The sequence below is a fragment of the Streptomyces sp. NPDC029836 genome (genome assembly GCF_055574495.1).
Map to the genome: position 1 here is coordinate 68,146 of NZ_JBVHZI010000009.1, position 23,703 is coordinate 91,848.

Annotated in this window: 27 protein-coding genes and 2 pseudogenes; 13 read left to right on the forward strand and 16 right to left on the reverse strand. The window is 71.1% G+C overall.

Going from position 1 to position 23,703, the window contains the following annotated elements; translation table 11 throughout:
- The 3 genes from ACZ4XJ_RS24675 to ACZ4XJ_RS24685 form a co-directional block, all read right to left on the reverse strand.
- Nucleotides 1-796, reverse strand: a 796-nt coding sequence (locus tag ACZ4XJ_RS24675; RefSeq protein WP_468497539.1) for a CHAP domain-containing protein, incomplete at its 3' end; no start/stop codon positions are given.
- Nucleotides 797-991: 195 nt separating this feature from the next.
- Nucleotides 992-1,282 carry a hypothetical protein gene (locus tag ACZ4XJ_RS24680; protein ID WP_468497377.1) on the reverse strand — a complete coding sequence of 97 codons (291 nt, stop codon included), beginning with the start codon at nucleotides 1,280-1,282 and terminating at the stop codon, nucleotides 992-994.
- A gap of 11 nt (nucleotides 1,283-1,293) precedes the next feature.
- Nucleotides 1,294-1,476 (reverse strand): hypothetical protein, encoded by a 183-nt coding sequence (locus ACZ4XJ_RS24685; protein WP_468497378.1) that lies wholly within the window; start codon nucleotides 1,474-1,476, stop codon nucleotides 1,294-1,296.
- Between the two features lie 290 nt (nucleotides 1,477-1,766).
- On the opposite strand from ACZ4XJ_RS24685, the gene ACZ4XJ_RS24690 reads away from it, so the two are divergent.
- From ACZ4XJ_RS24690 to ACZ4XJ_RS24700, 3 genes are all read left to right on the forward strand, one after another.
- Nucleotides 1,767-2,756: a helix-turn-helix transcriptional regulator gene (locus ACZ4XJ_RS24690; RefSeq protein WP_468497379.1), complete on the forward strand. Its 990-nt coding sequence runs from the start codon at nucleotides 1,767-1,769 to the stop codon at nucleotides 2,754-2,756.
- Between the two features lie 155 nt (nucleotides 2,757-2,911).
- Nucleotides 2,912-3,298 (forward strand): hypothetical protein, encoded by a 387-nt coding sequence (locus tag ACZ4XJ_RS24695; RefSeq protein WP_468497380.1) that lies wholly within the window; start codon nucleotides 2,912-2,914, stop codon nucleotides 3,296-3,298.
- Nucleotides 3,299-3,434: 136 nt separating this feature from the next.
- Nucleotides 3,435-4,145, forward strand: coding sequence for a transposase family protein (locus ACZ4XJ_RS24700; RefSeq protein WP_468497540.1), 711 nt, complete (start codon nucleotides 3,435-3,437; stop codon nucleotides 4,143-4,145).
- Here ACZ4XJ_RS24700 and ACZ4XJ_RS24705 read toward each other — a convergent pair.
- Nucleotides 4,117-5,088 (reverse strand): aminotransferase class I/II-fold pyridoxal phosphate-dependent enzyme, encoded by a 972-nt coding sequence (locus ACZ4XJ_RS24705; protein WP_468497541.1) that lies wholly within the window; start codon nucleotides 5,086-5,088, stop codon nucleotides 4,117-4,119. The two genes, ACZ4XJ_RS24700 and ACZ4XJ_RS24705, sit on opposite strands and share 29 nt — an antisense overlap.
- A 349-nt stretch (nucleotides 5,089-5,437) precedes the next feature.
- Nucleotides 5,438-6,772 carry a hypothetical protein gene (locus tag ACZ4XJ_RS24710; protein ID WP_468497381.1) on the reverse strand — a complete coding sequence of 445 codons (1,335 nt, stop codon included), beginning with the start codon at nucleotides 6,770-6,772 and terminating at the stop codon, nucleotides 5,438-5,440.
- Between the two features lie 179 nt (nucleotides 6,773-6,951).
- On the opposite strand from ACZ4XJ_RS24710, the pseudogene ACZ4XJ_RS24715 reads away from it, so the two are divergent.
- Nucleotides 6,952-7,212 (forward strand): annotated as a pseudogene (locus ACZ4XJ_RS24715) (IS630 family transposase); the annotation flags it as partial.
- A gap of 6 nt (nucleotides 7,213-7,218) precedes the next feature.
- On the opposite strand, the gene ACZ4XJ_RS24720 reads toward ACZ4XJ_RS24715, so the two are convergent.
- Nucleotides 7,219-7,713, reverse strand: coding sequence for a GNAT family N-acetyltransferase (locus ACZ4XJ_RS24720; protein ID WP_468497382.1), 495 nt, complete (start codon nucleotides 7,711-7,713; stop codon nucleotides 7,219-7,221).
- Between ACZ4XJ_RS24720 and ACZ4XJ_RS24725 the strand changes: the two genes are divergently transcribed.
- On the forward strand, nucleotides 7,698-8,417 hold the full coding sequence (locus ACZ4XJ_RS24725) for a RidA family protein (protein ID WP_468497383.1): 720 nt from the start codon (nucleotides 7,698-7,700) through the stop codon (nucleotides 8,415-8,417). The two genes, ACZ4XJ_RS24720 and ACZ4XJ_RS24725, sit on opposite strands and share 16 nt — an antisense overlap.
- Before the next feature lie 214 nt (nucleotides 8,418-8,631).
- Entirely contained in the window at nucleotides 8,632-9,252 is a 621-nt protein-coding gene (locus ACZ4XJ_RS24730; protein ID WP_468497384.1) for a Scr1 family TA system antitoxin-like transcriptional regulator, read from the forward strand.
- Nucleotides 9,253-9,690: 438 nt separating this feature from the next.
- On the opposite strand, the gene ACZ4XJ_RS24735 is transcribed toward ACZ4XJ_RS24730, so the two are convergent.
- The 3 genes from ACZ4XJ_RS24735 to ACZ4XJ_RS24745 all read right to left on the reverse strand — a co-directional run bounded on the left by ACZ4XJ_RS24735 (nucleotide 9,691) and on the right by ACZ4XJ_RS24745 (nucleotide 11,798).
- On the reverse strand, nucleotides 9,691-9,927 hold the full coding sequence (locus ACZ4XJ_RS24735) for a hypothetical protein (RefSeq protein WP_468497385.1): 237 nt from the start codon (nucleotides 9,925-9,927) through the stop codon (nucleotides 9,691-9,693).
- A gap of 51 nt (nucleotides 9,928-9,978) precedes the next feature.
- Nucleotides 9,979-10,155: a TolB family protein gene (locus ACZ4XJ_RS24740; protein ID WP_468497386.1), complete on the reverse strand. Its 177-nt coding sequence runs from the start codon at nucleotides 10,153-10,155 to the stop codon at nucleotides 9,979-9,981.
- A 404-nt stretch (nucleotides 10,156-10,559) separates the two neighbouring features.
- Nucleotides 10,560-11,798, reverse strand: coding sequence for an MFS transporter (locus ACZ4XJ_RS24745; protein ID WP_468497387.1), 1,239 nt, complete (start codon nucleotides 11,796-11,798; stop codon nucleotides 10,560-10,562).
- 72 nt (nucleotides 11,799-11,870) lie between these two features.
- On the opposite strand from ACZ4XJ_RS24745, the gene ACZ4XJ_RS24750 reads away from it, so the two are divergent.
- Nucleotides 11,871-12,626 (forward strand): DeoR/GlpR family DNA-binding transcription regulator, encoded by a 756-nt coding sequence (locus ACZ4XJ_RS24750; RefSeq protein WP_362884574.1) that lies wholly within the window; start codon nucleotides 11,871-11,873, stop codon nucleotides 12,624-12,626.
- 4 nt (nucleotides 12,627-12,630) lie between these two features.
- Nucleotides 12,631-13,230: an HAD family hydrolase gene (locus ACZ4XJ_RS24755; protein WP_468497388.1), complete on the forward strand. Its 600-nt coding sequence runs from the start codon at nucleotides 12,631-12,633 to the stop codon at nucleotides 13,228-13,230.
- 5 nt (nucleotides 13,231-13,235) lie between these two features.
- Here the strand turns inward: ACZ4XJ_RS24755 and ACZ4XJ_RS24760 are convergent, their stop codons facing one another.
- Entirely contained in the window at nucleotides 13,236-14,051 is an 816-nt protein-coding gene (locus ACZ4XJ_RS24760) for a class I SAM-dependent methyltransferase (protein WP_468497389.1), read from the reverse strand.
- Between the two features lie 109 nt (nucleotides 14,052-14,160).
- Between ACZ4XJ_RS24760 and ACZ4XJ_RS24765 the strand changes: the two genes are divergently transcribed.
- On the forward strand, nucleotides 14,161-14,397 hold the full coding sequence (locus ACZ4XJ_RS24765) for a hypothetical protein (protein WP_468497390.1): 237 nt from the start codon (nucleotides 14,161-14,163) through the stop codon (nucleotides 14,395-14,397).
- Here ACZ4XJ_RS24765 and ACZ4XJ_RS24770 read toward each other — a convergent pair whose 3' ends face one another.
- Together ACZ4XJ_RS24770 and ACZ4XJ_RS24775 are read right to left on the reverse strand one after the other, a co-directional pair.
- Nucleotides 14,398-15,291, reverse strand: coding sequence for a hypothetical protein (locus tag ACZ4XJ_RS24770; protein WP_468497391.1), 894 nt, complete (start codon nucleotides 15,289-15,291; stop codon nucleotides 14,398-14,400).
- Nucleotides 15,292-15,537: 246 nt separating this feature from the next.
- Nucleotides 15,538-15,711: pseudogene (locus ACZ4XJ_RS24775) on the reverse strand (CsbD family protein).
- 308 nt (nucleotides 15,712-16,019) lie between these two features.
- Here ACZ4XJ_RS24775 and ACZ4XJ_RS24780 point away from each other — a divergent pair.
- Entirely contained in the window at nucleotides 16,020-16,625 is a 606-nt protein-coding gene (locus tag ACZ4XJ_RS24780; RefSeq protein WP_468497392.1) for a hypothetical protein, read from the forward strand.
- Between the two features lie 151 nt (nucleotides 16,626-16,776).
- Here ACZ4XJ_RS24780 and ACZ4XJ_RS24785 read toward each other — a convergent pair whose 3' ends face one another.
- The gene (locus tag ACZ4XJ_RS24785; protein ID WP_384001982.1) at nucleotides 16,777-16,971 is read right to left on the reverse strand and encodes a hypothetical protein; all 195 of its coding nucleotides are present in this window, start codon (nucleotides 16,969-16,971) and stop codon (nucleotides 16,777-16,779) included.
- Between the two features lie 124 nt (nucleotides 16,972-17,095).
- Nucleotides 17,096-17,335 carry a hypothetical protein gene (locus ACZ4XJ_RS24790; RefSeq protein ID WP_468497393.1) on the reverse strand — a complete coding sequence of 80 codons (240 nt, stop codon included), beginning with the start codon at nucleotides 17,333-17,335 and terminating at the stop codon, nucleotides 17,096-17,098.
- Nucleotides 17,336-17,693: 358 nt separating this feature from the next.
- Here ACZ4XJ_RS24790 and ACZ4XJ_RS24795 point away from each other — a divergent pair, with 358 nt between their 5' ends.
- Nucleotides 17,694-18,614: a hypothetical protein gene (locus ACZ4XJ_RS24795; RefSeq protein WP_468497394.1), complete on the forward strand. Its 921-nt coding sequence runs from the start codon at nucleotides 17,694-17,696 to the stop codon at nucleotides 18,612-18,614.
- A gap of 28 nt (nucleotides 18,615-18,642) precedes the next feature.
- Here the strand turns inward: ACZ4XJ_RS24795 and ACZ4XJ_RS24800 are convergent, their stop codons facing one another.
- Entirely contained in the window at nucleotides 18,643-19,470 is an 828-nt protein-coding gene (locus ACZ4XJ_RS24800; protein WP_468497542.1) for a hypothetical protein, read from the reverse strand.
- 502 nt (nucleotides 19,471-19,972) lie between these two features.
- Between ACZ4XJ_RS24800 and ACZ4XJ_RS24805 the strand changes: the two genes are divergently transcribed.
- Nucleotides 19,973-21,337 (forward strand): SMI1/KNR4 family protein, encoded by a 1,365-nt coding sequence (locus tag ACZ4XJ_RS24805; RefSeq protein WP_468497395.1) that lies wholly within the window; start codon nucleotides 19,973-19,975, stop codon nucleotides 21,335-21,337.
- A 250-nt stretch (nucleotides 21,338-21,587) separates the two neighbouring features.
- Here the strand turns inward: ACZ4XJ_RS24805 and ACZ4XJ_RS24810 are convergent, their stop codons facing one another.
- Nucleotides 21,588-22,193, reverse strand: a complete 606-nt coding sequence (locus ACZ4XJ_RS24810; protein WP_362884072.1) for a dihydrofolate reductase family protein — start codon at nucleotides 22,191-22,193, stop codon at nucleotides 21,588-21,590.
- 324 nt (nucleotides 22,194-22,517) lie between these two features.
- Between ACZ4XJ_RS24810 and ACZ4XJ_RS24815 the strand changes: the two genes are divergently transcribed.
- Nucleotides 22,518-23,255: a dienelactone hydrolase family protein gene (locus tag ACZ4XJ_RS24815; RefSeq protein ID WP_468497396.1), complete on the forward strand. Its 738-nt coding sequence runs from the start codon at nucleotides 22,518-22,520 to the stop codon at nucleotides 23,253-23,255.
- Nucleotides 23,256-23,703 lie beyond the last annotated feature (448 nt).

Genomic DNA, 23,703 nt, shown 5'->3' on the forward strand with positions numbered 1-23,703 from the left:
CGCCGACCGCGAAGAGGTGCACCGTGTCACCCGTCGCCGCCGCCGTGACCGACGTGATCGAGCTGCTCGGGATCGCCTTCGGCGCACTCCACGACTTCGCCGTGTAGTCACCGTTGCGCTCGTAGATGGTGCCGTTGGCACCGATCGCGTACAGGTGGACGGTGTTGCCCGTGGTCGCCTGCGCGATCCTGTTGCCCTGGGACTTCTCGGCCACCGGCGCCGGGTTGTTGTCGACGCCTCCCTTCGGGGAGACGTAGCCGCTGATCCGCTGGCCGCCGCGGTAGGTGCCGAGGGCGGACTTGAAGGGCTGGGAGGACTTCACCGTGGAGGTGGAGGGGCCGTTCGTACCGCCCTCGTTGCCGCCGATGGTGGTGATGGTCCCGTCGGCGGTGTTGACCGAGGTGACGAGGGCGACGTGGTCGGCGTAGCCGGCGCCGTTGTAGTTGAAGAGGACTGCGTCACCCACCTGTGGGGTCGACTTCACCGTGTTGTACTGCCCGAAGCTGCCGGCCCCGGGGGTGAGCCCCTTAACGTCGACGCCGTTCTTGGCCCACACCCACTTGGCGAAGTCCGAGCACCAGGCTTCGGGATATCCACCGTTGCCGGTGCAACTTGAGTAGAAGCCGGTTCCTCCGAGGCTGTTGGTCGAGCACGCGGTCTCGCCGACGTTCGCCTTGGCGGTGGCGACGATGCTGGAGCCGACGCTCGCCGCGGCATTCGGGGCGCCCAGCAGCAGCATGCCGGGAACGATGGCGGTGAGGGCGAGTGAGGTGGTCAGGGCGCGGCGGACGAGCATGGTGGGCACGGTTTCTCCGTTTTGTGGGAAGGAAGGAAGGACGGACGCGTCGGCGGGCACAGCAAGCCGCCTCGATTGACGCGTGCATGACATGTACAGACCTGTGCGGCGGCGCAGGAGCCAACCGATCCGGCGAGAAGCCGGCGGAGGAGAGAGATCAGGACAGGCCGGACGTGGACAGGCAGGACGGACGGGTCAGGGCAGCAGGACGACGCATCCCTGCGCCGCCAGTGGCGGACCGGCGCGCATGAGCAGGGCCGACATTCCGCGCGGCGGCTCGTCCCCGGCGTCCCCGGCGTCCCCGGCGTCGCCGTCGAAGGCCAGCAGGACGACCGCCTCGAAGCCGCCCGGAACCGGGCGGACCCGGATGTGCTCGACGCGGTCGTCCGGACGGGCATGGGCCCACAGGAGGTCTTGAATCAGATCCGCCCGGGCCCGGCCCGGCTCTTCCTCGCGGACCGCGCCGACCAGCAGCGCGGTGGCCATGCGCATGACGATCAGTCCCAGCCGAGACCGTTGGCGACGGAAGCCGGGACCGAGTCCCAGCCGAGGCCGGCCCCGACGGCCACGACCGCGCCCGGGCGGGGTGCGTCCCAGCCGAGTCCCGTAGCGACAGCGGCTCCGGCGGTGGCGACCAGGACGGTCAGAGCGGCGGCGGACAGACGGGTGGACCGGAACATCAAAAGCTCCTTCTGCAAGCACGGAAGTGGGATCGACTCTGCTTCACCTGGGGGGTGTTGGTCGGCCTATGCCGGCGCTTTCCCCTTCGGTGATCACCATCCTGTACTCCGTCACACCCTGGTAGAAGGCTTCCGGTCCGGCACCAAGCTGCCCGGCACGAAGGTGCCAGCACACCCCGGCCGGCCCGGAACGATCTTGTGGTTCACGCTGCCGTGTCCGATGATGCACCTCTGTGATCAACAAGGTCCCGCGCGCACGCGGAGGGGATCATCTCCGGGGGGAGAACACCATGCTGGAATCGCTGGGGCTGGGGGCCGCCACGGAGGCCGTCTACCGGGGGCTACTGGAAAGGCCGTCCGCGGGGGTGGCCGAGTTGTGCCTGCTGCTGGAGCTGCCGGAGAGCGATGTACGGGGCGGCCTGGACCGGCTCATCGACCTGGAGCTGCTCCAGCCGTCCCGGGACGTTCCGGGCGCACTGCGGCCGGTCAGCCCTGCCGTGGGCCTGCAGGTGATCCTGCACCGCCAGGAGGCCGAGGTACTGCGCCGGCAGGAGGAACTGGTCCGCAGCAAGGAGGCGGTGGCCCGGCTGGTGACCAGCCTGAGCACCGCCCGCCCCGCCGGGCAACGGGACGGTACCGAACGCCTGGTGGGCCTGGACGCCATCCAGGACCGACTGCGCGAACTCGCGCGTGACCTCCGTACGGAATGCCTGTCGATCATGCCTGGAGGAGCCCAGTCGCAGGCCAGCCTCGACGCCTCCCGCCCGCTGGACGAGGACGCCCGGCGGCGAGGCATCCGGCTGCTCACCGTCTACCAGGACAGCGCGCGCAACAACCCCGCGACCCGCGACTACGCGCGATGGCTGACGGACCTGGGCGGGGAGGTCCGCACGGCGCCCATGGTCCCGCCGCGCCTGCTGGTGGTCGATCGGCGGACCGCCCTGGTGCCCATCGACCCCTCCGACAGCAAGCTCGGCGCACTGTGCATCTCCGAGCCCGGCATCGTCAGCTCGTTCGTCGCCCTGTTCGAGCAGACCTGGGACTCGGCGGTGCCGCTCGGCGCCGATCCACGTCCCCGCCCCGACGCCAGCAGCCCCTCACTCGGCGACCGTGAGCTGCTCAAGCTCCTCGCGTCCGGCATGACCGACGAAGCGGCCGGCAAACGGCTCGGGGTCTCGCTCCGGACCGTGCGGCGCCAGATGTCCGCCCTGATGGAACGCCTGGAGGCGAGCAGCCGGTTCGAGGCGGGGCTCAAGGCGGCGCAACGCGGCTGGCTCTGACCGCCCACCGGCTGGGTGTCGGCGTCAGACTGGGGGTGAGCCGTGCTGAGCACGTCAAGGAGACCGCGGAGCATCCGTTGATGACTTCATGCGGGTCAGCGGCTGAATGCGCCTGCGGCACCACCAGGACCCTCCACCCCGGCAAGTCCCCGTCCATGGACCGAGGCACGGCCACCCGCTGCACCGGCATCCGCGAAGCCAGCATCACCACGACCACCGGGTGGGCCCACCAGCACGGCTACCGGAGCACCGGCCCGTGGACCGTCCTCGGCCAGGACACCAAGCGCGCCCCGATCCGCGACGAGAACGCGCCCACCCACATCCCCCTCGTCAACGACCCCAACCGACACCCCTCCGCTCCAGCCCCCGTCCAGCACCACCAGGACCACGACCACGCCGACGTCGAGCACCAGGAGCAGCACCACGGCAGGGCCGAGCACCACCAGGACCAGGCGCACGCCGCCGAGCAGTCGGCCGTGCCCGGCGAAGAGGCCACCGCTGTCGGCGTACTCCTGTGTGTCGCTCTGGCAAGATTTTCGTAGGTTGAGATCACCTCGGTGCCACGGTCAGCCGGTCCGCAGGACGGGCAGGCTGTGACTGTGCTCTGTTGAACTGATCAGCGCGTCATCGCAGTTGTCCGATGTACAGGTGAGTTCGGTTGAGGTATCCGATACCGCGGTGGCGGTCCGTGCCCGCACGAGATCCGGTGAACCGGCGGGATGCCCGGGATGCGGCCAGCTCAGTGAGTGGTGCCACGGCCGCTACGCACGGCGCCTGGCCGACGTCACGCTCGCCGGCCGTCCTCTGCGCATCGACCTGTCCGTGCGCCGCCTGTACTGCGAGAACACGAACTGCCCGAAGGCGACCTTCTCTGAGCAAGTGCCAGGCCTGACCGTGCGCCAGCGACGGACACCACGACTGCAGTCCCTGGTCGAGGACGTCGGTGTGGTCCTGGCGGGCCGGGGCGGCTCCCGGATGCTTCGGATCCCCAACATCAAGCTTTCCCGGGTTGCACTCCTGTCCCAGCTGATGCGGGTGCCGCTTCCGCCACTGGCCACGCCGCCCCAGGTCCTGGGAGTCGATGACTTCGCTCTCTACGGCGGCACCTACGGAACCCTCCTGGTCCACGCCACCGCCCGCCTCCCGCTGGCACTCTGGGAAAGACGCGACGCAGAACAGCTCGGCCGCTGGCTCCGGGAGCACCCTGGTATCGAGGTCGTCTGCCGCGACGGCTCCCTAACCTACCGGCAGGGGCATGGGCGCCCCCGAAGCCGTGCAGGTCAGCGACCGCTTTCACCTCTGGCAGGGCCTTTCCCGCCGCGTTCAGGACATCGCCTCCGCCCACCGAGGATGCCTGCCCTCAGCCCTTCCCCCGGTCGGCGAGGATGATCATCCGCCGGTCGAGGAGGCCACCGAAAACACCGTGGTGGGTAGCCGGGCCGGGCGCCATGCCCAGAGCTTGTTCGAGGCGATCCAGGCCCTGGTCCGCACCCGCCGAAGCCACAGCTCGGTAGCTCGCGAGCTCGCCCTGGACCGCCGCACCGTTCGCAAGTACGCCCGAGCCCGCACCTGGCAGGAGGTAATGCGCCGACCGCCCCGCAAGCCCTCCACGTTGGACCCCTACGGCGACGGTTTGGGGCCGGCCGACCGAGACTTCGCTCCACCCGCCTGCGGCGGGGCGGGACCCTTGTGTGCTGCTGCTTATCGTCCCTGCTGACACGTTGGGGCATGGGGGTGGCCACGTCTCCGAGACAGTGCGGACCAGGCTGCCGAGAGGCGGTCGACCAGTGCTGCCGCGGTCTCCGGGGCGAAGGAGTAGGGGATGCGGATGTAGTCGTCGTGGGCGCCTGAGTCGCGTCCATCGTGGCGCCGGGATGACCTCCGCGCCGTGGCGCAGTGCCACCCGTGCGTAGAGCTGGGCGTCCGTGCCCGCGGGCAGCTGGACCCACGGAACGGAGCCGCCCTGCGGGGCCTGCCGGCGCCAGTTCGGAAGCTGCTCGGTGAGCAGCCGCGTGATGGTGGCGAGCCGCTCGCGGAGGATGCGGGCCCGTTCGGGCGCGAGGTCCGGGAGCGCGGGGAGGAACCGGGCGGCGAGGGCCTGGTCGAGGAGCGGGCTGCCGAGGTCGTCGAGTGCTTTGAGTCGGGCCAGGCGCGCCACCGTGTCCTGCGGCGCGCGGATCCAGCCAATCCGTAGACCGCCCCAGACGGCCTTTGCCAACGAACCCAGCGTCAGCACGGTTCCCCCCGGTGGGGGCCGCGGCGATCGGCGGCGGAGCCTGGCCAGGGGCGAGCCCCGCCGCGGTGTTCGTCTGAAGCCCGCATGCCCGGGCATGCGGCAGAGCAGCGCGAGCGACTCACCAAGACGGGCGTCAAAAGGGCCCCACGCGCCCACAGGACAGCCGCGAAGACGGCTTGCGGTCACATCCAGGCGCAGCGCGGCCGCGTTCCAGACGGGCGTGCAGGACTTGCGCAGTACATCGAGCGCGAGGGTGGAGGCCTCCCCGGTCGGTGCCACGTCGAGCAGTTCCCCGACGGCAGTGAGCACCGCACTGATGGGAGGCGTCACCCTCCTGCGTTTAGGCCGTTTCCTTTGGATCACTTGTTACGCGGGAAGCGGCCTGGCATTCGGGGTCGTCTTCTTCGGTCTGGCCCTCCGCTCTCCTCGGGGGCTGCTCGGGGCGTCAGGCCGGACCGAGTTCCGGGTCGCGGGTCGCGCGGACCTCCCAGCGGCCCGTCCGGTTGGAGAGGTCCGCCCGGCGCCGCACCAGGAAGACGCAGGCCGCCACGGCCACGGCCGCGGCGAGTGAGGTCGTCAGAGATGCGGCGAGCCAGGACATCGGCAGCATCAGCACGAGAACGACCAGTGCGTAGGACAGCGCCATGCCCCCGAGCCAGGGCCAGTGGGCCCCAGGCACCACGGTGGTGGGCCACGGGGAGAGCCGCGTCGAACGCTCCGGGTCGGGCTGTACCGGGGTGGCGGGCTCCAGAACCCGCCGGAATTCCTCGCGGTCCATCTTCAACCACGCCACCTCCCCCTCGTCGGTGACGAAGGCGACCGGCTGCTCGTCGTAGCGGATCAGACGCCAGTTCCGGGCACCGCACAGCCAGCCCGGCCGTTCTCCCATGCGCGCCGCGAGGAGGGCGAGCCCGGCCGGCTCGACGGTCGGGTTGCCGATCAGCACCTCGGAACCGTCTTCCAGCGAGAAGCGCAGCTTGTGGTCCGATCGCACCCGGACCGTGCCGTCCACCGTTCCGAAGGTGGTGTGTTCGTTCCGCCGGGCCGCGACGATCCGTGCCCGGACGGCTGGCAGCGCCCCGGCGGCCGCGTCCTCACGGAGGGTCCGGCGGGCGGGATCGGACGGAGGGACCCGGACGAACATCAGCGACCCGAAGAACGTGAGTACCGCTCCGATGCCGAGGCCGATCCAGGTGGTCAATGGCGTGAGGGAGAACGCGAGCGGAGAGGCCGCCTCCACGTACCGCTCGACGTGGCCGGGATCGTCCACGACGCCGCCCAGTGCGGGCGCCGTCGGGGCGTGTAGCACCAGTACGGATTCACCCGCGAAGCGGCCCCCGAAGCGGTCCGATATGTGCCCGCTCACCACCTCGAGCCGCCTGGTGTCCGTACTGCCGCCCCCGGGGGCATGCACGGGCACCTCGACGGTGACGTCGGCGGTGTCCGCGACTTCCTTGTTCTTCCCCGACTTCACCCGGTGGACCTCGACGATGGTGCCCCGTGTCACTTCGGCACCGGCCTTCTGTATGGCCGCGATCCGCTTCAGGTCGTCGCCGTCCGGACGCGTGATCAGCTCGGTGAGCACGGCCACGGCGGGCAATACCACCACCACGGCCAGCAGCAGGGGAAGGAAGTCCCGGAACGGCCGTTTCCAGGGCAGCTTCGCGGGCGGCGCCGGCAACGGTTCGACCTGCCTCGGTGGCGTGATCGGGATCGGCCGGGAGGCCGACCACACCCACCCGGCGGCCAGCGCCAGGGCCACCGCCCCGAGGATAGCCACGTCCGGCCGATACACCGATATGCCGACGTTGAACAGCAACGCCCACAGTGCCAGCACCGCAAACAGCAGCGCACCCCCACCCAAAGACCTGGCTACCCAGGCGATTCTCCCCATGATCCGAAAGCTAGCAACTCCGTTGCTGGCGAAGGGGCCTGGGGAGGGTAATCATCATCGCCGGCGAGCTGTGCTTCACCCCGACCAACGCCTCCTGGGCCAACCCGATAGAAGCGCACTTCGGGCCCCTGCGGCAATTCACCCTGGCGAACTCCAACCATCCCCACCACACCGTCCGGACACGGGAGCTCCACCGCTACCTGCGCCGGCGCAACCTGAATGCCCGCCACCCCGACGCCCTGGCCGCCCAGCGGCACGAACGCGCCCGCATCCGCTGCGAGAAGGGCATCCGCCGAGGCGGACGCCGCTTGACCGAAGCGGTTTGATCAACTTCAAAGCTCTTGCTTCCCGGGACGCCACACGTACCGGATGTCCGGCTCACGTTCTTCGTTGCGGCGGCCGTCGGTGCGCTCTGCAGCGACGAAGCCGTGCCGTTCATAGAAGCGACGTGCCGGGGTGTTGACCTGGAACGTCCACAGCGCCAACCCGGTCGCGCGACGCTGCTTGGCCGTATCCACGAGACGGTCGCCGATGCCTTGGCCACGCCACGGCGGATCGAGATAGAGCTGATCCAAGTCTTCGCCGTCCAGCACCATCATCGCGACGACCGAGCCTTCGACCGTCGCCACCCAGGTCTCCTGGCCGGGCACGACCACCTCCCGAAACCAGGACCGAACCTGTTCGTCCGTATGCGCTCGGCGCACACGCGGAAGCGCCGCTGCGAACGAACGCAGCCACACCTCGGCCACCTCGGCGGCATCAGAGTCGACCGCACGACGGATGACAATATTGTCGATCTCCACAGCGACGCATGCTCGCAGACACATGCTGCGGCCGCATTCGATTTCTCCGGGGCTCTCGGCCGAAAGGGAACCCCGCGAACGTATGCGGTCACAGCACTACTGGGCGGCCCACGACACCCACAAGGACACTCCCCCGACCAGGCTGCCGCCGCGCTCGGCCTCAGCGTCACCGACACCCGCAAACTACCGGCCCGCTACGGCCGCTGAAGTCCCTACCGCTGACCAGTGCTGCTCCACGGAAGTTCGTGGAGGGGCTGGCAGCTGTTTCCCATCCCACGGTGGTTCGGGCGGGTGCTGGTGGTTGGTCATCGAGCACCATCTGGGAGCATGACCCGACGGAACGAATTCGACAGACCGTCAGCTCCGGGTCCGCGCTGGAACCGCAGATCGGGTTCTCGCGGGCGGTCCGAGGAGGCGACTACGTAGCCGTCGCCGGCACAGCCCCCATCGGGGATGACGGCTCCACCGTGGGGCCAGGTGACGTATATGCGCAGACGGTGCGGTGTTTGGACATCGCCGAGCGTGCGCTGGAGGCAGCTGGGGCATCGCTGGAAGACGTCATACGAACTCGCATCATGCTCACCGACGTGACCCAGTGGAAGGAAGCCGCCCGAGCGCACGGCGAACGGTTCGAATCCATCCGGCCTGTGACCACGTTCCTTGAGGTGTCCCGCTTCATCGACCCGGCCTGGCTGGTCGAAGTGGAACTCGACGCCGTTCTCGCTTAAACGGCCTCTGCCACAACCGCACCGGGATCCCAGGACTCTCGTTCGCGTTCATTCGGAGGGCTGACACCTCCCGGCGCCGACTCCAAACTCCATCGCCGGCTTCACGGGGGATGTAGGTGGAGAGGCTGTCGATGTCGCGGTAAGCACGGAACTTGCGCTGCAGCCGGGTGCCGAAACCCGCGCGCAGGCGCGCCCTGCACGAGGTGGAACCGCCGTGGCCGCGTGGGAGGACCGTGCGAACCAGCTGGAGTGGCGCCGCCAGCACCGCGCCGGGATGCGCCGCGCCCAGGAAAACGTCCTCGTCCGCAACGCCGCCGCCCGCACCTGCCGGGCCTGCGTCTTTAACGTCATCCCCGGCTTCCTCCAGACCGCCGGCTACGCCGGAGCCCTCATGCGTTCCATCACCGAGGTCCAGGGAACCCCCGACGACATCGCCGAGGCCGTCGCCGCCCGCCTGGCCCGCTCCCGCTTCCCCTACGAGGGCGACCACCGCTTCGTCGTCCTGATCGAAGAGGGGGTCCTACGTACCCTGATCAGCACGGCCACGACGATGGCCGGCCAACTCGCACACCCGCTCGGCGTGATACCGCTGGCGTCGTCTCCTCGACGTCATCTCCTTCGGGGTCCCGGGCACCGTGTGGCTGCTGGAGGCGTTCTACCTGCACGACGACCAGCACAGCACACCGTGATCGAAACCCTGACCGCCTCCATCAGCGTCCGCCAGCACCGCGAACTCTCCAACTACGCCAGAGCGTTCATCGGCCTGACGCAGATCGTCGTGGTCGGCGACGCCACCCGCGCCCGCATCGAGGCCGCGATCGACGCCCTCAGATAATTCCGCGCAATTCTCCGCAATCTCGTTGAGCCCGGGACCTCGCCCTCCGTAGCGTCGTAGTCACCGACGACCCTCAGCGGGAGAGGCGGGCCGCACGCGCCCACAGCACCACCCCGGCCCCGGATGGCCGCCGCCTCCAGCCACGCGCCCATGGCGTTCCATCCCCGGCCTTGCTGCCCGCGCGGACCGGGGCTTCGCCCGCTTCCTCGGCCGCCAGGACGAGCAGCAGGACGACAGGGCCGACGGCGAGACCACCCGCGCGAAGACGCCCCAGTAGCGAGGCCCGCCATGCACACCAGCAGCCACACAGCTTTTTTACGATGCCGACGGGCTGATCGAGGCGAAGCTCCCGCTCGACCGCGAACCGAGGGCGACGGGCCAGCCGTCCACGTACAGGGTGTGGAGTTCGGCCTTGCGGGGTCCGGGGGCGGTGCGGGGTCAGGCGGTGCGCCGGGGCGGGGAGAGCACCGGGGCGAGCAGCCCGCCTTCGGTGACGGTGTGTTCGGTGCGTACGGGGCCCGTGGCGTCGGCCGCGACGGAGGCAAGGGTGCGGGCGGTCAGGGTCTCCCCGGTGACGGTGGCGCGGACGAATAACACCCGGGAGCCGTCCGCCGACAAGACCGGGCCGAGCTCCTCCCAGGCGCCGTCCTGGCCGGGGCCGTCCTGCCCGGGCACGCCGGTCAGGCGGCGCGGGGAGCCGCCGGTGAGGGCGGCGGTCCAGATGCGTTACGCGCAGCCGGCCACGGGGTCGCCCCCGCGTTCGGAGCAGAAGGCGAGGATGCGGCCGTCGGGGGGCCAGGCGGGGGCGCGGTGGTCGAAGCGGCCGTCGGTGATCCGGCGCAGGCCGGAGCCGTCGGCGCGCATCACCCAGATGGGGAAGGCGCCGCCGCGGTAGGCGCTCATTGCGCCGTGGCGGCCGTCCGGGGAGAACACGGTTGTCCGGGTTCCAGGTCGGGCGGGGCGAGGGGGTGGCGGGAGAGCCGTCCGGCGGGAGCGACCAGAGGACGTTCTGCATCTCGGTCACGACGTGCCGCCCGTCGGCGGTGGCGGTCGCCGCGCCGTTGTGGCCCGGGTGAAGCGCAGCCGGATCCGCAATCCGGCGGTGGCCGCCGCCACCACGGTTTCCGGTCCGGGGGCGCCCGACGGTTCGGCCGTGGCGGAGCCGGGCTCTGCGGCCCGGCCGACCCGCGCCGCGAGGGCGCTCGTCGATGCCGCCCGGAGTACCGTCCTTCATTCGACCCGCCACCCGACGACTCCGCTCGCTCGCGCACCCGCGGCCGCCCAATCGCGCGACCGCTCCGTCAGCCTCACGAACGATCAACGTCGGGCTCCGGCAACGGCTCCCGCGCGGCGGCGGGTGTCCCGGCGGCGTCGGGGGCCGGCTGCGCGCGCAGGGTCCGGGCCGCGAGGGCGGCGACCGCGCAGAGGAGGACGGGCAGCAGGAGGGCCAGGTCGAGGGAGACGAGGTGGGCGAGGGGCCCGATCACCGCGGGCCCGGCGAGCATGCCCAGGTATCCGAGGCCCGCGACTCGGGCCACGTTGGAGCCGGCGCGGTCCGGTTCCGCGTGTCCGGCCGCGCTGAAGAGCTGCGGGACGCTGCCGGCGAGACCCGCCCCGAAGAGGGTCCAGCCGACGAGGGCGGGCCCGACTCCGGGCGCGGCGACGGCCAGGGCCAGACCGGCGGCGGCGAGGGCGCAGCCGTAGCGCATGACCGCGGCGGGTCCGACCCGTGCGGCGAGCCGGTCGGTGACGAGGCGGCCCACGGTCATGGCGGTGGCGAAGGCGGCGTAGGCGAGGGCCGCGGTGGCGGCGGGCGCCCCGAGGGCGTCGCGCAGGTGCAGGGCGCTCCAGTCGTTGGCGACTCCCTCGCACAGCATGAGCATGAAGGCGAGGGCCGCCAGCACCCCGATCCGCGGGCCCGCGCCCCGCCCGGCCCGGACGACGGCCTCCGGAGCCGCGGTCCCGGTAGGCCCGGCGACCTCGGCGGGCGGTGCGGGCAGGAGCGCGCGGGCGGCGAGGACGGCGACGGCCGTGCCGCCGAGGGCGGTGGCGATCAGTGCGGTGGCGACACCGAGGCCGCGGCCGAGTGCCAGGGCTCCGACGAGGGCGGCGAGGACCCCGCCGACGGAGAAGGCGGCGTGGAAGGCGGACATGACGGGGCGTGCGTACCCGCGCTCGACCTGCACGGCGTGGGTGTTCATGGCGACGTCGAGACAGCCGTTGCCGAAGCCGAGGACGAGCAGGGCCGCGCCCAGGGTCCACGCGTCGCGGGCCAACGCCGGCAGGACGAGGGCGGCGCTGCACAGGGCGGCGCCGACGGGGACGGCCGTCCTGGTACCGAACCGGTCGGTGAGCGGACCGGCCAGCCGCATCCCGGCGAAGGCCCCGCCGCCGAGGACCAGCAGGAGCCAGCCGAGCAGGGCGTGTCCGATGCCGGTGCCCGCTTCCACGGCGGGGATGTGGACGATCCACATCCCCATGACGAAGCCGTTCAGGCCGAAGTAGACGAAGGTGGCCGCTCGGGCGCGGCGCAACGCGGTATCCATGGAATCGAACATAACAAACATGATTGCTGTTCGATACTTGCCTTTCGAACATCATTGTTGTTCACTTCAGGTATGAGTGCAGACCGCCTGAGGCAGATCACCGACGCCGTGCGCGACAGTGGCCGACGCAGCGTCGCGGAGCTCGCGGAGCTCACCGGTGCCTCCGAGATGACCATCCGCCGCGACCTGGAGTCACTCGCCGAACAGGGGGTGTTGGAACGGTACCGGGGCGGCGCGCGGAGCCTGCTCCTGCGCGGTGAGGAGATCCCGTTCGCGCTGCGCGCCCAGGAGGGGACCGAGGCCAAGCGGCGCATCGCCGCCGAGGTCGCCGCTCTGCTCGCGGACGGCGAGTCCGTCGTCCTGGACAGCGGCACCACCTGCCTGGAGGTGGCCGGCGCCCTGCACGACCGCCGGTTGACCGTCGTACCCCTGTCCCTGCACGCCGCTAACGCCCTCGCCGACGCCCCCCGGCTGACGCTGCTGCTGCCGGGCGGCGCGCCCCGCCGGGGCGAACTCGCCCTGACCGGACCCCTCACCGAGGCCTCCCTCGCCGCGCTGCGCTTCGACACCGCCGTCATCGGCTGCTGCGGCCTGACCGCGACCGACGGCCTCACCGCCCACGACCTGGCCGACGCCGCCGTCAAACGGGCCGCGATCGCCTCGTCCCGCCGGGTCATCGCCGTCGCCGAAGGGGCGAAGCTGTCCCGTACGGCGCTCGCGCACGTCCTGCCCGCCCGGGCGCTGCACGCCGTCGTGACCGACGACAGCGCTCCCGCGGAAGCGGTGGACGCCCTCACGGCCGCAGGCGTCACCGTACGGAAGGTGTGACGAGGTGTCCTCGATCCTGCTCTTCGACCTCTTCGGGGTCATCGCCCGCCACCAGTGCGCGGAAGGCCGGGAGCGCCTCACACGGGAGGCCGGCGTGGCGCCGGCGCCCTTCTGGGAGGCCTATTGGGCGCTGCGCCCCGACTACGACCGCGGCGACGTCGACGGTCCCGGCTACTGGAACCGGGTGGCCGACGCGCTCGGTACCAGGTTCGACGCGGGGACGACCGCCCGGCTCGTCGCGCGGGACGTGGCAAGTTGGAGCGCGGTGGACGACCGGATGGTCGACCTGATCGGTGAACTCGCCGCCGCGGGGCGGCGTATCGCGCTGCTGTCCAACATCCCCGAGGATCTCGCGGTCCACTACGAACGGCATCAGCCCTGGTTGGCGCGGTTCGAGGTACGGGCCTTCTCCTGCCGCATCGGCCACGCCAAGCCCGAACCGGACGCCTACCGGTGGTGCCTGTCGGCCCTCGGGGCCGAACCGGGTGACGTCCTCTTCGTGGACGACCGGCAGGAGAACGTGGACGCCGCCCGGGCCCTCGGCATGCGCGGCCGGCTCTTCACGGGCGCCGCCGCGCTCGTCGCGGCCCCGGGCCTGCGCTGACCCGGTCAGCGCAGGCGGGCGAGGAAGAGGTCGCCGAACTCCACGAGGCCGATGCCGCCGTGCGCCTCCAGTACTCGGGCGGTGTCGGCGAGCAGTTCCTCGCGACGTGCCGGGGGCAGGACCCGGTAGCAGGAGAGCGAGGCGAGGTGGCCCAGGTAGCGGGCCGTGCCGTAGTCGCGGTCGGCGCGGAAGCGGGTCGAGCGCAGCTCGGTGAACCGCCCGTCACGCCGGCACTGCGCCTCCGGCCACTCCAGTGGCCCGGCCCACTGCCCGGCCGCGTCACCGTACGAGGAGGCCAGGGTCGCGTGCGGTGCCTCCGTCATCCCGTGCCGGGCGTCGACCTCGGCGAGCGCGGCATGCAGTGCCCGGTCGCGCACCCCCAGCGGGTTCCAGAACAGGGCGACGGCTCCGCCCGGTTCGAGGGCGTCGTGGACGAGGTCCCAACGCCGCTCCGGGTCCACCCAGTGCCAGGAGGTGGCGGCGAGGACCAGCCCGAAACGGCGGCCCCGCGGCTGCCACTGTTCGAAGCCGCCCTCCTCGACGCGGACCGAGGGCAGGTGCGCGGTGTTGCGGCGCAGGACCGCCGCCATGCGCGGGTCGGGCTCGACGCACACCAACGCGGCGCCCGCCTCGGCGAACGGCACCGTCGCCTTTCCGGTCCCCGCACCGATCTCCAGCGCCGGTCGGCCGTCGAGGGCGGCGTAGTCCAGCACCCGGGCGACCAGGACGTCCGCGTAGCCCGGTCGGGAGGCGTCGTACAGCTCGGCGGCTTCCCCGAACACCTGGGCCCGCGCCCGGTCGAACCCTGATCCCGCGCTCATGCGGCTCCCCTCGCTGCCCGCCGTCGGACCGCAACCCTAGGGCGCCGGCGAGGAGGCGCCGAACGCTTTTGGGCGCGCGACAATGGGGGGATGGAGGGCTCCCTCAGTGATGTCAGCACCCGGGACGGATCGCGGACGACGGGGAGGGCAGATCGACACGGCCGAGCCCGACCACCTCTACGTAGCCCGGATGCGCCGGTGTCTGGAAGCACAGCGCCAGCTCGACGACCGGATGTACGTGTACCCACCCGCGCTGATGGGCCCCATGGGGTCCCTGTGGCCGCCGCCCGGACATCCTCCGCACGTGTCCGGGGTCAAGGCCGGAGGCTGGAGCATGGACGCCTGATCACTTCAGTTGCTTCGCCGGGAAGTGGGTGATCGCGTCGGCGGAGAGTTTCGGTGCGATGTCTTCCAGGTCGGGGTGGGTAGCGGCCACCATGCGCAGGATGCGCAACACGCTCACGGTATCGAGGGGCTGCCCGTTGACCGTGGTGAAGACGTGGCCGGTGTCGGGAACGGCGGCCGCTCTGTGCGATCGCCCGGCGGTACCGGCGGCAAGGTACTCGTCGATGGCGCGGACCGCGTCGTGGTGGACGGGCTGAAGGCGGGTGGCGTCGGAAGCGGCGTTCTTCTGGGGAACGTCCCAGGTGGTGCGGTGCTGCTCCTGGTGGCGGCCGCTCAGGCGCATGGCGGTGATCTGACCGGGACGGAAGACGTCGTCGTCGGAGTGCCGGCCCCACAGGTAGTGGTTGAGGCTGAGGTAGACGAGGGCGCGGGCGCGTTGGGGCCCTTCGCGGCGGGTGCCGGGGTAGCGGTCGGCGGCCTGGGCGAGCCAGCGGCACTGGTCGGGGGTGAGGAGATCACGGCCGGGCAGGCCGGCTGAGAAGTTCCCGCCGCGCCGGAACTGGAGGGACCGCGCGGTGCCGGGCGGCACGAGGCCCGGTCCGCCGTCGGCCCACGGGGTCTCCGCCCAGCGGTAGAAGGAGCGGACGGCTCCGCAGGCGGCGTCGCATGATCGGGCTGCGGTCGCGTAGTCGATGGCCCAGTTCTGCAGCGTCATGGGGGTGGGCTGGAGGTACAAGTCGGGGTCCGGGCGTCCTTCGAGCCCACAGCCGACGGTGAGCCAGTGCAGGACCGCGGGCCGGTAGTGCTCCAGGGCCTGGTAGCCGAAGTATCCATTCGCCTCGGAGTTCGGTCCGGCCAGCCACTCCTCGACCTGGTCGACAACATCGTGATCCATCGGACCAAAATAGCGGTGCCCCCCCCCGGCGTGGGGGCCGGGGCCGGGGCCGGGGCGCGAGCGGGGGCGCGGGGCCTCACGTCGGTTTGGTAGCCGGATCGGGTCTCCATCGGGGACCGTCATCCGCACGACTCCTTCCTCGGCTCGTCGCCGCTTCCGACTCTCCTACGGGTGGACGCGGCTGAGTCCCGGCCCGGGGGGAGGGGGTCGGGACTCAGCCGGTCCGCGGGGCGTTCGCCCGTCAGGTCAGTGGCGGAAGGCGTCCTTGACGTCTTCCTTGGCGTGCCGCGCCTGGCCCTTGGCCTGGTCGGCCCCGCCCTCGGCGGTCATCCGCTCGTTGCCCACGGCCCGTCCGACGGTCTACTGGACCTTGCCCATGGCCGTCTCGGCGTGCGCCTTGCTCTTCTCCGTACCCGACATGGGGACCTCCTCGTGCAGTACCGGCTTGGTCGTAACGCCCGCCTGCTCCCGATCGCGGCCGGCAAACCCCCACGTCCCGAAAGACGTTCAAGCCCGGTCGACGGTCTGTGACGTCGCATCCGGACCGGCCCCGCGCTGCGGCGCGCGCCCGCCGGCCCACCGCCGACGGCGGGAGTTCGGCGGGCCCTTGCGTCGACGCCGGGCGGGTCTGTTTCGCGGATCGGGCCCGCCGAACGGGCCGGACGCGGCATCGTCGGAATCCGGAGGCCCCGGCAGGGGTCCCGGGGGCGAGGCGGCGGAGGGGTGTTGTGGGCAAGCGGGAGACATGGACGACGGACGAGTTCGGCACGTCCCACGAGGGCGCGGTCGGTGTGGTCCTGGCCGACGGCAGCGTCCCGGAGCCGGTGTACTTCGACTCCGGCTCCGGGACGGGTGGCCGGTCGGTGGCGCAGTGGTCCGTCTACGACGGCCGGTACCTGCGCGGGCCGCGGGCGGCCGCCGTGCGCGCGGTGTGTTCCTGCGGTTGGACGGGCGCCGAGCACCGTCTGGACTGGACGGTGATCGGGAACCAGGAGCTCGTGGAGGCCGGTGATCCGCAGGCGGACGCGTGCGTGCGGGACTGGGACGAGCACACCGAGCAGGTCGAGGCGACCACCGTGCCCCTGCCGGATGCGGTCACCGGTCTGCTGGAACGGCTGGAGGAGGAGATCGAACGGCTGACGAGGACGTCCCCGGTCGCCGGCCTCCGGGCCGCCCGCCGGATGGAGGTCACCGCGGAACGCGTCGGCTACTGGGCGGCCCGCGGAACCCGCGCGGACCTGAGCACCGAGCGGGCCGCGGCGGCGCTGGGCCTGGACGAGAACGCCGCGCGCCTCCTGCTGGCCCGCCTCGGCGGATGGAGCCCGTACGCCTGACCCGACGGCGCACGGTGCGGGGCGCGGGGCGGAGCCGGCTTCCCGGTGCCGGCCGGGTGGAGGGAACGGCCCGGCGCCGGTGACGGGAGCTTTCGCACCGTCAGCGCCGCCGATGGACGGCCCGTCGGTCGCCGCCGTCCGCCGGTGGTGATCAGGGCTGATCAGGGGCTACGGCAACGATGCGGCCGTCCACGTACCGCGTCACCAGCAACGCCTCCCCGCCGGGTGCCGCGGCGGCGTGGGTCTGCAACTCGCGCCGGGCGGTGCGGCTCCACCCGCCGACGGTGGCCGCCCAGTGCGGGTGGGAGTCGATGCCCAGGCCGGCCCGCAGCAGCTCCATGCGCATCTCGTGGCCGTCGGCCGGCGGGGAGGCCGCCAGCCGGTTGAACAGCCGTGTCCCATGCTGCGGAGCGCGACCAGGTCGTCCGGGAGGCCGGCGGCCGACGCGCGCGGCCCGTCCCGACCGGCGTTCACGCCGCGGTCCCCCAGCCACGGGCCCGTGCCCGGCGGCGCAGGTCCGCGCCACCGGCCCGGGAACGCCCGGGGACCGACCAGTACGGGTGGGCGTGAATGCGACAGGAAAGCCTGATCAGGCGCCGCCGCAGGACGTCCGTACCGGACCCGGCGGGTGCGTGGGCGAGGGCGCGGTAGGTCTTCAGCCAGGCGGCTTCCAGGGACAGCAGATCGTCGGGAAAGCGGAGCGGGTCCATCCGTCCAGTGAAACACGTGTTCGAATTACCGCACCACGCGGCGAGCTACTCAGGGGGAGGCTGTGAGTCCTGTACTCGACCTCGCGACCTCCTGCCTTGGCGCCCCTACGGCGCCCACGGATTCGGCCGAGTTGGAGCCCGACCGGGCCGCGTACGCACGCGCGAGAAAGGGAGATGCTGCCTCCTGGCCTGCGCAGGCAGGATCGATCCATGTCGACCGACGTCAGCGGAATGACCGAATGTCGACCAGAGGCCCCTGGCCGGCTCCTGAGGCGGCCGGCGTGGCCCTGGAAGACTGAGCCCCGGACGCCCGTGTGATCATGGAGGAGTTGCATTCCTTCGCCCGCGAGGTGATCTTTTGACGAAGGTGGCACTGCGTCCTTACGCACTGTTGCCTCGGCAGTACGACGAGCGGAAGGTGCTGGCCTCCACGATCGATCCGTGGGGCCGGGCTCTCTGGCTGATCTGCGCTGATGCCCGTTTTGCCTACAGGTGGGCCGGCCGGGATGTCCCGGCGCCCACGCATCTGCCCTTCGACGCCCTCGTCGTCATCAGCGACCGGGGTGAGGTTCGGGAACTGACCCTGCACGCAGTGGCCGTGGCCCCGGACGCCCTCGACGCCCTCCCGGGCGGCGGGTTCGTCCTCGCCGGCGACGGAGGGCCCAACGCACGGTCCGGCCAGATCTTCGGCCCCGACGGACGCTCCCGGCGCCGGTTCCCGCTGGGAACACACCTCTTGCACCTGGTCGCGGACCGCAGGTCCGGCTTCTGGACCGGGTACGGCGACGAGGGGATCTACAGCGGTGATCGCGTCAGCGCGGGCGGGCTGGTCCGCTGGGACGACAGTGGCAACGCCGCATGGTCCCCGCGTCCCCCGAAGCCCTACCACCACATCGCGGAGGTCAACACCATCAACGTCTCCGACTCCGCGGTCCACGCCATGTACTGGCCCCACGCGCCACTCGCCGAAATGGGGCGCAGCGGGACACTCCGCATCCGCGCCCTGCCCGTCTCGGACCCGTTCGGCCTCGCGATCCGTGGGGACCGCCTGCTCCTGCTCGGAGGCAGCGAGCGGGGCGACTCCACCGCTCCCCGGTGGAATGGCCTGCACCACATCCTGCTGACGGACCACGAGGCTGTCGTCGTGGGCCGCGAGGACCTGGTCTTCCCGAACGGAGACCCCGTCAGGCGCTACGCCCGCCCCGTCTGCCGGGGTCCGAACGTCTTCCTGCGTACTCTCCGCACGTTGCGCCAGTGGTGGGTGCTGACCGCGCCATAGCCCTCGACAAGCGGTTGTCTCGGGCCGACTATCCGGTCGCTCGGGTCGAGCGGGGTTGCGCGCGCAAGGCAGGCAGTCGGGCGGCGTCTTCGGCTCCGGCCAGGCTTTCACCCAAGGTCAGCAACGAGAGGAGCCGCACCGGCCGGCCGGCTGCGGCAGCGGCTTCCAGTTTGTGGTGGCCGTCGAGGAGGAAGTGGGTCAGGCCCCAGTGCACGAAGTAGTCGTCGCCCTGGTCGATGGCGGGCCGGCACACGTCCAGAGTAGAGATCGCCACCGCCGTGGGGACCGTTTCCCGCTCCATGAGCCCGACGTACTCCTCGACGCGCTTCCGCTCGTTCCAGGTCGGGGGCACCATGGGAACGACGAACTCGTAGAGGTGGGCGTCCTCATCGACTGCGGTCTCGAAGGTCCGGTAGTACGGGGTGTGCGGGTACTCGGGGAGGCCCCAGAACTGATCGATTCCCCACGTCGTGACCTGTTCGCCGCTGAAGTAGTCGCCCTCCTTGCCGGGGATGACCAGCCGGGGTTGCACCTCCAGGAGCAGCGGAAGGTACTCGCCCTCCGGCAGCAACGCACCGAACGCATCGATCACGCCGCCGTCGTCCGGTTCGGCCAGCTCGCCGGCGAGCCGTTCCTGCATGAGCTCCAGCGACAGCTTCTCCCGGGCGGTCTCCAGCCGGCGGAACAGGAGCGGGCACGTTCCGCAGTAGAAGCTGAGCTCGAAGGCAGGCTCGTCATCGACCATGAGCAAGCGGCGCCGCGGCCCGCCGCCGAGCTTCTGCAGTTCCGTATCGAAGTGCAACCGTGCCTCGGAGGAAGGGACACCGAGACGGCGGGGGTCGCCCGTTTTGATCATCACGGACCGACCGTACGGGACGGCATGGACCAGCTCCACCGAGAACTGAGCGCGCATCTGGCCGGACGGGCCATCCCCTACGCTCCGCCGAACAGGACGCCGATCCGGAGGGTGCCTGCGATGCCCTGGAAGCACTCGGCCCGACGCATTGACCGGCGACCACGCGCGCCGCCTTGCCGCTCTCGCCGACGGCGACGCCCGGGTGGTCCGCTCGGGAGTCGAAGATCGCGTCATCCGACAGGACGAAACCCTCCGAAACCGCGCCCGGGTACTCCTCACCGCCTGCCCGGACCCCACAGCACCCTGACCTGCCGGGCCTCGTCGGCAGCCTCGCCATCCGAACCAGGCCGCGCCCGGCACCATTCGTCCCGGACCATGAGCGTCGTATTCGGCCGGCGTGAGCGTTGATGTTGGCCGTCGGGTAGTCGCCGCCTCTCACCAGGGGCGTTTTGAGCAACTGCCCGGCGCCCCGGTTGTCATTGGCTCCGCATACGGTCTGCGCATGCTTGATCAGAGACCCCAATTGTCATCGGTATCCGACTTCGCAACGTGGGAACCCGTGCTCCGGCTCATGCTGGCCGACGACACGGATCGGCGTGCCGCCCGTCCGGCGCGGGTCGCAGGGCGCATCAGCCAGTACGGCACGAGCCTCGCGTACCGGGGATCCATGTCGCCGACATCGCGGACCGCGGTGGAGGACATACAGCGAGCGCTCGCGCGCGGCGGAGTTCAGGAGATCGCGTTCAGCGCGGAAACCCAGCCGGACGGTCGGACCACGCTCAGCCTGGTCTGGCCGAGCCCGGTCGTGGAGCCGGCATTCGGGTACCCGGACCTGGGGGTGCTGGTCCTGGCCGAGGGCTCCTTTGCCGAGCCCTGGCTTCGCCACCCCGATCCGGTGCCCGGAGCCGTGCCGGCGCCAACGGCGGATCCGGAACTGCTGGAGCGGACGCTGCGCGAGCGTTTGCCCGGCGCCGTCGGAGCGACGGAGGAGGAGATCGCTGACGCGGAAGCGCGCCTTGGTGTCACGTTGCCCGAAGAGCTCAAGGTGCTGTACAGGGTGACACGGGTGTACGGCGACGACGACAACGGCGATTTCGAGGAGGCGAACCGCGCCGGCGACGCGGTCGGCTGCGAGCTCTCCGGCCTCGGGCACCTGTACAGCATCGACGCGGAAGTGCGTCACCCCGGCTGGGATCACGGCACCAGGCACGCGGTCAGCACCGGGCCCGATGCCGCGGTGCAGGGCCTGGCCGGCTCGCCCGGCTGGATCGGCTTCGGAAGCAACGGCGGCGACGAATTCGCCGTCGACCTGACCCCCGGCGCCGCCGGCCACTACGGGCAGATCATCCTGGTCGACCACGAGCAGAGCCTCGGTGCCGACCTGGTGGCCGATTCCCTCACCGATTTCGTCCTGGGCCGGCTGCGGGAAGAAGTCCGTGGCCGCCGCGGAGACAAGCTTCCCGCCGCGGTCGAAGTCGGCACCGGATGTCTTGAGACCATCCAGGCTGCCGCCCATCCCGCCCTGGAAGTCCTGTCCATCAGAGCCTGGCACGGCACACCCTTCAGCCTCGCGCCTGTCGTCGGACTGCCCCGCCTGCGCACTCTGACCGCCATGCCCGGCACACTGGCCGACCCCCTGGAGGTAGCTGAGCTCACCGGTCTGGAGTTCCTGGAAATCGGCGCCCAGGAATGGCGCGTCCTCCTGGACGCCGGAGCCGTCCCGCGCACCCTCAAGGCGGCAGCCATCAAGGTGCGGGACGAGAACCACCTGCCCGTTGTAGCCATCGCGAACGAGATCCTGGGCCTCTGGGACCGACCCAAGATCACCCAAACACTCATCACGGGAGACCTTGGCCCTCCGACCTAGCCGGCGGGGCCGCACGCCCCCTGAGAGGTGAGCGCCGTACCTGCCCAGGCGGGCCAAGTGGGCGCTCAGCACATGGCCGGGGTAGAAGCGGGCCGGTCCCTTCGACGTCGCGCAGGCCGTTCCCGTGGAGCTCAGCAGGGGATTGCCCTGAAGGTTCGCGTGGGAGCGGGCCGGCCCGCATCAGGTCTTGCTCCGCACCTGCAGGCGTCGGCCTGGCGGCGGCGTCCGGACCGGCGCCGGCGGGGCGACGTCACGCAGGAACGCCGAGCGGCGGGTGGTCGAGCACGCGGGGCTTGTACTCGACCAGCTGGATGCGGCCGTCGAAGGTGCGGTGCTCGATCATCTCAAGCGCAACGTCCGGATAGCCGTCGTAGATGCGTTCCTCGCCCGTGGCCCCGGTGATCACCGGGAACATCACGACGCGGAAGCGGTCGACGAGTCCGGCTCGCAGCAGGGACCGGCACAGGCTGAGGCTGCCGATCGTGCTGAGGGGCCCCGAGCCACTCGACTTCATGGCGCGGACCGCCTCGACAGCGTCGTCGCGGACGAGCGTGGAGTTGGCCCACGTCAGTGGCTCATCGAGCGAGGAGGAGAACACCACCTTGGACGCTTGCGTGAGCTCGTCGACGGACGCTTCTTCTTCGGGCCTGAACTCATCTTGGCCATTCGGGACCTCGCCCGCAGCGAAGCCCGACATCAGGCGGTAGGTGTTCGCTCCCATCAGGTAGGTGGCCTCGGGCTGCTCGCCGAGCCATGCGAGGTACTCCGGGCCCTCGAGGCCCCAGAACCCGGGCCATCCCTCTCCCGATGCGTGGCCGTCGAGGGAGGTGATGAAGTCGACGAGAAGCTCCGACATGGCGGTGTCCTTTCCTGGGGTGTCACGAGCTTGGACCGGGCGGGCGCCACAAACTCATCGGCCGCGCTGTGGAGTAACGAGAAACCCGTGACGCCGACCAGTACGGGCAGTCGACGCCCTACGAGGAATTCGACGTGCGAGCTCGGGGTGTGACCGAGGTACGGCCACGCGCGCGCCCAGGGGGCCGATGAGATGATCTTGAATCCCTGAGCGCTCGGCCCCCGTATTCCAGAGGGACACGAGGGACATGAGGGACCGCGCGCTGTTCTGCCGGCGGCAGAACAGCGACCAAACCGGGCCCGACGATCACTACAGTCCCGCCTCATGACGACGATCACGACACGTACGGTCGAGTACCCGGCGGACGGTTTGACGATGATCGGGCACCTCGCGCTCCCGGCCGGTGTCGACCGCCGGCCCGCGGTGCTGCTCGGACCGGAGGGCATGGGACTCAGCGACGTCGAGCGCCGCCGGGCCGACGCTCTCGCCGAGCTGGGATACGTGGCGCTGGCCTTCGACCTTCACGGCGGGCGCTATTTGGGCGACCCCGAGGAGATGCTGGCCCGTTGTCTGCCGCTGCTCGCCGACCCCGAGCGGATGCGGGGCATCGGCCATGCGGCACTCGACGTGCTGCGCGCCGAACCGCGGACCGACCCCGACCGGATCGCCGCCGTCGGCTACGGCACCGGGGGCGCCATCGGGCTGGAACTCGGGCGCGACGGCGTCAACCTGCGCGCGATCGGGACGGTCAACGCAACCACCACGGGCCGACCTGGCGAGGCAGCGCGCATCCGCTGCCCGGTGTGGGCCGGGGTCGGGTCGGAAGACCCGATCATGCCGCCCGCGCAACGGAACGCGTTCACCGCCGAGATGCAGGCCGCGGGTGTCGACTGGCGCCTCACGGTCTACGGCGGTGCCTTGCACGCCTTCCACCATCCACCCGTAGACCACCCCACGGTCCCCGGCGTCGCCTACCACCCACAGCACGCGCAGCGAGCCTGGCGCGATGTTGTCGACCTGCTCGCAGAGTGCCTGCCCGTGACGGAGGGTCCGGGGGTATGACCCAGGCCAACAGCCTGGCGCCAGGCCTGGCCGCGCCGGGCACCCACAGTTCCCTCACCCCGAGTGCGCCTAGCAGAAGCACATTGACCCGGGTGCTCGATCGCGGAGAGGCCTTCGCAACTGCCGCAGTAGTACCGGATCCACTACGACGGAGCCGCGGCCGTGTCCTTCGCGACCTGCGACGGACCACTCCGGCCCGGGGCGAGGCGTCCGCGTTTCTGCGGCATCACTGCGCTGACCACGCATTGAGTCACACCAAGATCACCTCATTGCCCCTTTGGCGTGTATCTCGGCCGAACCCCAGCTCTGGCCAACCATCTGGCGAGAGGTGACGCCTACTGCGTGAGCCTGGCTCAAGGTGGCGGCGCGGACTCGTCGTCCTCGTTGTTGAGGGCGACCATCATGTCTGCGCAGCGAGGAGGGCGGTGCCGTCGATCTACTCCCCGCA

What these genes read in the sequence shown, in the direction of transcription:
- ACZ4XJ_RS24725 (WP_468497383.1), top strand. Translation starts at nt 7,698, where the DNA reads ATGCTCGCAGACACATGCTGCGGCCGCATTCGATTTCTCCGGGGCTCT.
- ACZ4XJ_RS24770 (WP_468497391.1), bottom strand. Translation starts at nt 15,291, where the DNA reads ATGGATCACGATGTTGTCGACCAGGTCGAGGAGTGGCTGGCCGGACCG.
- ACZ4XJ_RS24695 (WP_468497380.1), top strand. Translation starts at nt 2,912, where the DNA reads ATGGACCGAGGCACGGCCACCCGCTGCACCGGCATCCGCGAAGCCAGC.
- ACZ4XJ_RS24690 (WP_468497379.1), top strand. Translation starts at nt 1,767, where the DNA reads ATGCTGGAATCGCTGGGGCTGGGGGCCGCCACGGAGGCCGTCTACCGG.
- ACZ4XJ_RS24685 (WP_468497378.1), bottom strand. Translation starts at nt 1,476, where the DNA reads ATGTTCCGGTCCACCCGTCTGTCCGCCGCCGCTCTGACCGTCCTGGTC.
- ACZ4XJ_RS24680 (WP_468497377.1), bottom strand. Translation starts at nt 1,282, where the DNA reads ATGGCCACCGCGCTGCTGGTCGGCGCGGTCCGCGAGGAAGAGCCGGGC.
- ACZ4XJ_RS24800 (WP_468497542.1), bottom strand. Translation starts at nt 19,470, where the DNA reads ATGATCAAAACGGGCGACCCCCGCCGTCTCGGTGTCCCTTCCTCCGAG.
- ACZ4XJ_RS24785 (WP_384001982.1), bottom strand. Translation starts at nt 16,971, where the DNA reads ATGCGCATGGAGCTGCTGCGGGCCGGCCTGGGCATCGACTCCCACCCG.
- ACZ4XJ_RS24705 (WP_468497541.1), bottom strand. Translation starts at nt 5,088, where the DNA reads ATGCCCGGGCATGCGGGCTTCAGACGAACACCGCGGCGGGGCTCGCCC.
- ACZ4XJ_RS24720 (WP_468497382.1), bottom strand. Translation starts at nt 7,713, where the DNA reads ATGTGTCTGCGAGCATGCGTCGCTGTGGAGATCGACAATATTGTCATC.
- ACZ4XJ_RS24805 (WP_468497395.1), top strand. Translation starts at nt 19,973, where the DNA reads ATGCTTGATCAGAGACCCCAATTGTCATCGGTATCCGACTTCGCAACG.
- ACZ4XJ_RS24750 (WP_362884574.1), top strand. Translation starts at nt 11,871, where the DNA reads ATGAGTGCAGACCGCCTGAGGCAGATCACCGACGCCGTGCGCGACAGT.
- ACZ4XJ_RS24740 (WP_468497386.1), bottom strand. Translation starts at nt 10,155, where the DNA reads ATGAGCGCCTACCGCGGCGGCGCCTTCCCCATCTGGGTGATGCGCGCC.
- ACZ4XJ_RS24760 (WP_468497389.1), bottom strand. Translation starts at nt 14,051, where the DNA reads ATGAGCGCGGGATCAGGGTTCGACCGGGCGCGGGCCCAGGTGTTCGGG.
- ACZ4XJ_RS24765 (WP_468497390.1), top strand. Translation starts at nt 14,161, where the DNA reads ATGTCAGCACCCGGGACGGATCGCGGACGACGGGGAGGGCAGATCGAC.
- ACZ4XJ_RS24745 (WP_468497387.1), bottom strand. Translation starts at nt 11,798, where the DNA reads ATGGATACCGCGTTGCGCCGCGCCCGAGCGGCCACCTTCGTCTACTTC.
- ACZ4XJ_RS24810 (WP_362884072.1), bottom strand. Translation starts at nt 22,193, where the DNA reads ATGTCGGAGCTTCTCGTCGACTTCATCACCTCCCTCGACGGCCACGCA.
- ACZ4XJ_RS24815 (WP_468497396.1), top strand. Translation starts at nt 22,518, where the DNA reads ATGACGACGATCACGACACGTACGGTCGAGTACCCGGCGGACGGTTTG.
- ACZ4XJ_RS24790 (WP_468497393.1), bottom strand. Translation starts at nt 17,335, where the DNA reads ATGGACCCGCTCCGCTTTCCCGACGATCTGCTGTCCCTGGAAGCCGCC.